Origin of the sequence: Yaniella sp. (genome assembly GCF_030453185.1) — a bacterium.
GTDB lineage: Bacteria > Actinomycetota > Actinomycetes > Actinomycetales > Micrococcaceae > Yaniella.
In genome coordinates, this window is the sequence record NZ_JAKDKW010000098.1 from 1 (window position 1) to 7066 (window position 7066).

Sequence of the window (7066 nt, forward strand, 5' to 3'; positions counted from 1 at the left end):
GTGCCGCCAGAATGACGACGCCGATTAGCGGCCAAAACCACGGGCTGCGTTTCTTCTCCTGGTCTGAGGTATCGAAGTCGGCTGCGCCGTCTTCGGGCAGTGACTCGGCATTGTAGCCATCAGACTGTGCCGAAAGTGCCGAGCCTTCTGCTGCAGGCATTGCTGCGGTGGTGCTGGACGGTTCGGACGGCTGGATGACTTGCGTTGCATGGGTGTCGGCCATGCCATCAAAGCCTGCCGTGTTGATGACCTGGGTGGCATCCGAATCGAAACTGCCCGAGGTGAGGAACGGGACCATTCCGGGAACGGAGTTGATAGCGGCCTGGGTGTCCTGGCGACGTAGCGCTTCAGCAGCGGCGGCCAGTTTATCGGCGTCGGCCGGGCGGTCTTCGGGTTCTTTGGCCAGCATGGACATGATCAACGCGCGCACCGGTTCCGGAATGGACTCCGGAAGTTCGGGTGGATCATCATTGACCTGTGCCAGGGCGATGGCGATTTGAGATTCACCGGTGAATGGACGGTGTCCGGCCAGACATTCGTAGCCGATAATGCCCAGTGCGTAGATGTCGGAAACACCGGTGGCCTGTTGGCCCGTCGCCTGTTCGGGTGCTAGGTACTGGGCGGTGCCCATCACCTGGCCGGTGGCGGTCAGCGGCACCTGGTCTGCGAGTCGAGCGATACCGAAATCGGTCACCTTGACGCGATTTTTGGCGTCAATGAGTAGGTTGCCGGGTTTCACATCGCGGTGGACGAGGCCCTGGTCGTGGGCAGCGGAGAGTGCGCGTGCAGTCTGCGCCATGATCGATAAGGACCGATCCGGTGACAGCACCTTTTCTCGGTCCAAGATCGCGCTCAGCGGGTCGCCCGGGACCAGTTCCATCACCAGGTAACCGGAGCCTTCCTCCTCGCCGTAGTCGAACACGTTGGCCACGCCGGGGTGGTTCAGCAAGGCGGTGTGTTGGGCTTCTGCACGGAAGCGTCGTAGGAAGTTAGGGTCTCCGGTATATTCTTCTTTGAGAATTTTGATGGCGATAATGCGGCCGAGCACAGTGTCGCGTGCTTTCCACACTTCACCCATGCCGCCGATGGCGATACGATCGGTCAGTTCGTATCGGCCGCCTAGCGTCATTCCCGATATTGGTCTCACTGTTCGACCACCGCCTCCACGATTGTCTTAAGGTTCGTCGCGGTGAGCTGGCTACCCACCGAGTAATCTGTGTTTTCGTATACCAGCGTTACCGCCACTTGGGGGTCGTCTGCCGGCGCAAATCCGGTGATCCAAGAGTTCACTTTGCCCGTCGTACCGATATCTGCGGTACCCGTTTTTGCCGCGATGGGGATCGACGAGCGTGCTGGCATGGCAGTACCCGATTGGACGACATCTTGCATCATCGTCGTCATCTGTCCCGCAGTTTCCTCGCTGATCGCCTCCGAGTATACTTCCGGCTGGGTTTCTTCGAGCAGGTTGAGTTCCGGCCCACGGACCGAATCCACCATTTGTGGCTTCATCACGGTACCGTCATTGGCGATACCCGCGGCGATCATATTCATTTGCAAAGCGGTGGCTTGGACGTCAACTTGTCCAAGTACGGATTGTGCCAGTGTGGCATCGGCGATGTCCTCGGTTGGGAAGTGCGAAGGGTTCACGGACAACGGGATGTTGAGTGAATCGTCATTGAAGCCGAAGCGTTCTGCGACGTCAAGAATTTGGTCCTGGCCCATGTCCATGGCGGCCTGGGAGAACGGGGTGTTACAGGACTGTGCGAAGACCCATGTGAACTCGGCGGAAGGCCGCTGATCACAAATACCACCGCGGAAGTTGGTAATGGAGTTATTGGTTTGCGGCAGCGGCAGCTCGTTGGGGATGTTCACCGAACCGTCGGGCGTGTATTCACCGGACTCGAGCATGGCGATGGCATCGATCAACTTAAACGTGGACCCCGGATACGGACGCTCATACGTGGCCTGATTGTTATAGGGGGAGACGCCAGACTCTACGAGTTCGTCCATGTTCGCCGAGGCCTCGGTGGTCGAGTGCACGGCTAACTTATTGGTGTCGTAGTTGGGACGCGAAGCCATGGCCAAGATCCGGCCGGTATCGGGTTCTGAGATAATTGCCGAGGCCTGCATGCCTTCGGGCAGTGCATCGTAGGCGGCCTGTTGAGCGGCCTCTTCGATCGTCAGTTCAACCGATGCACCTGGGTTTTCCTCACCGGTAACTTGCTGCCGGATTCGTTCAACGAAGAGGTCATCGGAGGTGCCCGAAAGCCATTCATTGAGGCGCTGTTCGAGCCCAGTCTGGCCGTAGTTCAGCGAGTAGAATCCGGTGATCCCGGAGTACATGGCGGGATCGTGGTAGACGCGCTGGTAGTCGAAACTGGTGGAATCGCTGGGCACGGATTCGGCGATGGGATCGCCCTCCACAAGAATGGGGCCGCGAGGGCCGCCAAACTGTTTATACAGTTCGCGGCTGTTGGCTTCGTGGGTGCGCAGGTCGTCGGCGCCGATCACCTGAATGTAGCTGGCGGCACCTAGCAGCACCACAAAAATGGCGACGATGCCGTACCAGGCGTAGCGGATCGATTCGTTCACTCGTGCTCACCTGCCCCGATTGGTTGTCCCGGATCGCCCGCGCCGGCACCAAAGCCCGAAGCGTTCACCATCGGTCCGGCTTGCACGGGGCGGTTGGCGGTGTGGGAAATTAACAAGACTAACCCCATGATCATCCAGTTTGCGAGCAGTGAGGAACCACCAGCCGCCATAAACGGTGTGGTCAAGCCGGTTAATGGGATGACGCGCAGGACACCACCGACGACAACGAAAATCTGGATGGCCATCGCACAGCCAAGCCCGCCGGCCAGCAGCTTGCCGAACGCATCGCGTGCGGAAAGCCCGATGCGCATGATCCGGGTAATCAACAGGAAGAAGACCAACAGGATGGCGGCCAAACCGATGAGGCCGAGTTCTTCGCCGAACGAAGCGATAATCATATCCGAGTTGGCTGCGAACACCATGTCCGGGCGGCCTTCACCCAGTCCAGAACCGAAGAACCCGCCCGAGGCGAGCCCAAAGAGTCCTTGGACGATCTGGTGGGAGCCGTGCTCCGCGTAAATCATGTCCATATCAAAGGCATTGAGCCACCCGTCGATGCGGGCTTGGACGTGTGGGAACAAGCTGGCGGCGATCACCGCGCCGACCGCAGCAGCGCCGAAGCCGAGAATGAGCCACGACAACCGTGAGGTCGCCAGGTAGATCACGGCCATGAACAGTCCAAAGAACAACACGGCCGAGCCGAGGTCGCGCTGGAAAATGAGCACACCCATGGCAACGAGCCAGGCAACAACGAGCGGCCCGAGGTCTTGCATGCGTGGGAAGGTCAGTGGGCCGACTTTCTTACCGGCCAGCAAAATGAGGTCACGATTAGCGCTCAGGTACGAAGCAAAGAAGATGGCCAGCGTCAGTTTGGCCACTTCACCGGGCTGGAAGGAACCGATGCCGAGGTTGACCCAGATGCGGGCACCATAAATTTCCATGCCGATAAACGGTAAGAACGGCAGGATGAGTAGCAACGCTGATGCCAGCAGCCACACGTAGGTGAACCGGCGCATATTGCGGTAATCGCGGATACCCCACACGATCACCATAGCGATAATGAGCGACAGGGCCGTCCACAGCAGTTGGTTATTGGCCGAGGCTTCGCCGGGCGGTACCAGGTCGAGCCGGTGAATCATGGCCAAGCCCAGCCCGTTGAGCGTGAGAGCAAGCGGCAGAATGTATTGGTCAGCAAACGGGGCGCGCAGGCGCAGCACAATGTGGAAGATGATGGCCAGTGCCAACATCACACCCAACTGGATCCAGTAGTGGGCGTCGAGGGTCTGATCCATGCCGAGCCCGGAGAGCATGTAGGCGCCGGAACCAATGGCCACGGACACCACCAGCAGCACCAATTCGGCAATGCGCAGTGGTTTCTTGAGGGACTGATCGGTTTGGGCCATTACTGGTTCCCTCCCATCGCGCCGGCGGTTGCCCCGGCAATCGATGCGGAAGCGGATACGCCGTTTGCAGCGATCGGGATGTCGGTGTCCTCCGGTTGGTCCCCGGGTGAGACCGGTGGGGCCTCAGGAATCAACGCGGTCTCCAAGTCCATCAGGATTTCGTGGGCGTGGTTGAGGTCCTGTGCGGGAAGTCCGGTTTCTACGCGCTGGCGACTGTATCCGGGCAGCCGGGACAGCGGGATTTCAGTCGATTCTTCCAGGGAGGACAATTCCACCGGACCTATTGCCTGGGGGACGCCTCGGTAAATGGCTACGTGATCGGATTCAGAACCGACAAAGTACTGGCCTCGAATCCACAGGAAGCCAACGGCCAACGACGTCGCAAATAAAATCAAAAATACCCCGACCATGGTCAATAGCGGCCAGGAGCGTCGGCCAGTTGGGACCGCGTCTTCTTCCAGCTCGGCCGGTGGGGGCGTGCTGGTTGGTTGCGCGGCATCCGATGCTCCGTGTAGCAGGGCCGCGGCACGTTTTTGTGACGACGAACGGGTGACCACGGGGATCTGGTCGGTATCGGTGGCCAATTCGGCCGCGCCGACTAATAAGTGCGGGCGTGAAGCGAGGTCTGCGCGCAGCAGTGATGCCGAAACGGTTTCACCATTGTGGGCCGCCGTGACTTCGCGAGCCGATTCGGTCAACTCGTCGGTCTTCGGGTCAGCTTCAGCGGTGATCTGTCGTTCGGCGGTCTCGAACACTACAATCGAAACGTTATCCGGTGCGCCGCGATGCAGCGTTTCATCCACCAGATCCCGGGCAATATCGTCGAGTGGTTTATCAGCGCGCAACAACATCTCGATGGTGTAGTCATCAACGACGGCGTTCAATCCATCCGAACACAACAGCCACCGTTCACCGGGTTCAGCAGCAAAAGATGTGACGTCGAGTTCTGGGGAGGCATCCACATCACCCAGGACCCGCATGAGTACGTTTTTGTGCGGATGCGATTCGGCATCGGAGGGACTAATTCGTCCCTCATCGATCAGACGCTGAACGAAAGTGTGATCAACGGAGAGTTGTTCGAAACCATCGTTTTTGAGACGGTAAGCACGGGAATCCCCGATGTGTGCCATATGCACGATGTCGTTATCCACCAGTACAGCGGTACAAGTGGTCCCCATCCCGGCAAGCTTCGGATTATCGTGCACCAGATCATTGAGAATCAGGTTCGCGGATTGGATCTCATCGGGCAGAATCGTAGCCGGATCCGGATGGTTGTTACGGTCCAGGGGTGCGAGGTCGAGTACCACTGAAGCTGAGGCAACATCGCCACCAACATGTCCGCCCATGCCATCGGCGACGATGGCAAGATAGCGGCCGACGTAAGCCGAGTCGTCGTTTTTTGAACGGACTCGTCCGACGTCAGAGCGGGCTGCAAAGTTCAACTCGAGGGCCATGGTTATGCCTTGAGCTCCATAACAGTTTTGCCAATTCGGATTCCCGTACCCGGATCAATTGGCATCGTGCGGGTGAGCTGATCGCCCTGGACAAAGGTTCCGTTTGTTGAGCCCAAATCCTCTAAGAACCACCGGCTGCCCTGCGGGAATAAGCGTGCGTGCCGGCCTGAAGCGTAGTCATCTTCCAGGACCAGTCCGGCATCCTGGGCACGCCCAATGAGTAACGGTTGGCCACCCAAATCAATCGTACGTCCGGTCAGCGGCCCCTCGGTGACCACGAGTTTTGATGCGAGAGCGCGATGTGGCACAGGCGTGGCATCGGCAGCGGTCTCGGATGCTTCAGGATTTTTCTTATCCTTACGACGTGTGAGGCGTGCCGGGCGGGCGATCTGCAGCGATCTGCCTTGAGAACCAATTACAGAGAACACAAAAATCCACAACAGGGCGAGGAGCCCAAAACGCAGCGCTGTAATCGCTATTTCGCTCACGGGCTACCTCCGTGTCTGGGTTGTCGTATCTGGGGCAAGTCGGAACACGATAGTTGTCCGACCGGCGGTAATAATATCACCGTGGTGTAAATCTACAGTGTTTGCCGCCTTTTGCCCGTTCACGTAAAAACCATTGGTAGAACCCATATCAACCGCACTCACACGGTCCCCGGCAACGCTTATTTGTAGATGACGACGCGACATGCCGGGATCAGCCACCGTGATATCGGCATCAGATGACCGGCCGATGACCGCCGCCGACGAATTAATTGCGTACCGGGTGCCTTCAATCTCTACGACCGGGCGCCAATCTGTCTGATCTACCCGCATATTGGGATCAGTCATCTCAAGCGGGGGCTGAACCGCAGGGGAGGACACGTGTTTGTCGGCGGAGTACGAGATGGGCTGACCCGGATCAATATCCTCGGAGCTTTCGGTGCTCGACTCGATCTGCATGTTGCCTTTGACGACGTCTTCATCTGAAATGAACGTCACGCGTACTGGGCCAGATAGCGAATAACCCTGCACCGAGGCATGCCGGATTGCCTCGTCGCACAGCTCTTCGGCCAAAGCGCGGCCCCACTGTTGTACCTGCGTGAAGTCATCTTCAGAAAACGCAATCGTGTACATATTCGGAACCAAAGTGCGGTCCTGCGAAATCGTGACGGCTCGATTGTCCATTTCAGTGCGCATCGCATTGGTCACTTCAACCGGTTTGATCCCTTTTGACCCGCCGGCCGAGAAGATTTTGCGCACGGAACGTTCGAGAATGTTCTCTAAACCATCCAAGATGCCCAACTCGGCACTCCTTTCAACGTGTCATGCAGATAACCGGTAAAGACTCAACAGTAGTTCTGCACCGAATATTTGTCACATGTAGTTACATTTTCGCACATCAGTCACAGCATTACATGAAGCCTAAAGTCGGCGCCAGAAATTTTCATAAACTTGATGGCTGATTAGCGTTCGAAGGTTGTTTGTGTTTATACTATAGATCGTGCTTAGCGCAGATGCACTGAAGCACAAGTCACTCGCGCGAGTGGCGGAATTGGTAGACGCGCTGGCTTCAGGTGCCAGTGTCTTCACGGACGTGGGGGTTCAAGTCCCCCCTCGCGCACAGATAGAAAAA

General features: G+C 57.8%; 6 protein-coding genes and 1 tRNA gene. 1 reads left to right on the forward strand and 6 read right to left on the reverse strand.

What is annotated here, in order from left to right; all coding sequences use genetic code 11:
* The 6 genes from L0H14_RS11200 to L0H14_RS11225 form a co-directional block, all read right to left on the reverse strand.
* A partial coding sequence (locus L0H14_RS11200) for a protein kinase (protein WP_301421851.1) occupies positions 1-1147 on the reverse strand: 1147 nt, incomplete at its 3' end.
* The gene (locus tag L0H14_RS11205; protein WP_301419591.1) at positions 1144-2592 is read right to left on the reverse strand and encodes a penicillin-binding transpeptidase domain-containing protein; all 1449 of its coding nucleotides are present in this window, start codon (positions 2590-2592) and stop codon (positions 1144-1146) included. The genes L0H14_RS11205 and L0H14_RS11200, both read right to left, overlap by 4 nt.
* The gene (locus L0H14_RS11210) at positions 2589-3995 is read right to left on the reverse strand and encodes an FtsW/RodA/SpoVE family cell cycle protein (protein ID WP_301419592.1); all 1407 of its coding nucleotides are present in this window, start codon (positions 3993-3995) and stop codon (positions 2589-2591) included. Before L0H14_RS11210 ends, L0H14_RS11205 begins: the two co-directional genes overlap by 4 nt.
* Positions 3995-5449, reverse strand: coding sequence for a PP2C family serine/threonine-protein phosphatase (locus L0H14_RS11215; RefSeq protein WP_301419593.1), 1455 nt, complete (start codon positions 5447-5449; stop codon positions 3995-3997). The genes L0H14_RS11210 and L0H14_RS11215 overlap by 1 nt, the downstream gene beginning before the upstream one ends.
* A gap of 2 nt (positions 5450-5451) precedes the next feature.
* On the reverse strand, positions 5452-5937 hold the full coding sequence (locus tag L0H14_RS11220) for an FHA domain-containing protein (protein ID WP_301419594.1): 486 nt from the start codon (positions 5935-5937) through the stop codon (positions 5452-5454).
* Between the two features lie 3 nt (positions 5938-5940).
* The gene (locus L0H14_RS11225) at positions 5941-6735 is read right to left on the reverse strand and encodes a DUF3662 and FHA domain-containing protein (protein WP_301421852.1); all 795 of its coding nucleotides are present in this window, start codon (positions 6733-6735) and stop codon (positions 5941-5943) included.
* Positions 6736-6970: 235 nt separating this feature from the next.
* On the opposite strand from L0H14_RS11225, the gene L0H14_RS11230 reads away from it, so the two are divergent.
* Positions 6971-7054: transfer RNA gene (locus L0H14_RS11230), tRNA-Leu, on the forward strand.
* The last annotated feature ends 12 nt before the right edge of the window (positions 7055-7066 follow it).

Bases quoted from the DNA above. Each gene is read 5' to 3' on its own strand.
- L0H14_RS11210 (WP_301419592.1), bottom strand. From the start codon at position 3,995: ATGGCCCAAACCGATCAGTCCCTCAAGAAACCACTGCGCATTGCCGAA.
- L0H14_RS11215 (WP_301419593.1), bottom strand. From the start codon at position 5,449: ATGGCCCTCGAGTTGAACTTTGCAGCCCGCTCTGACGTCGGACGAGTC.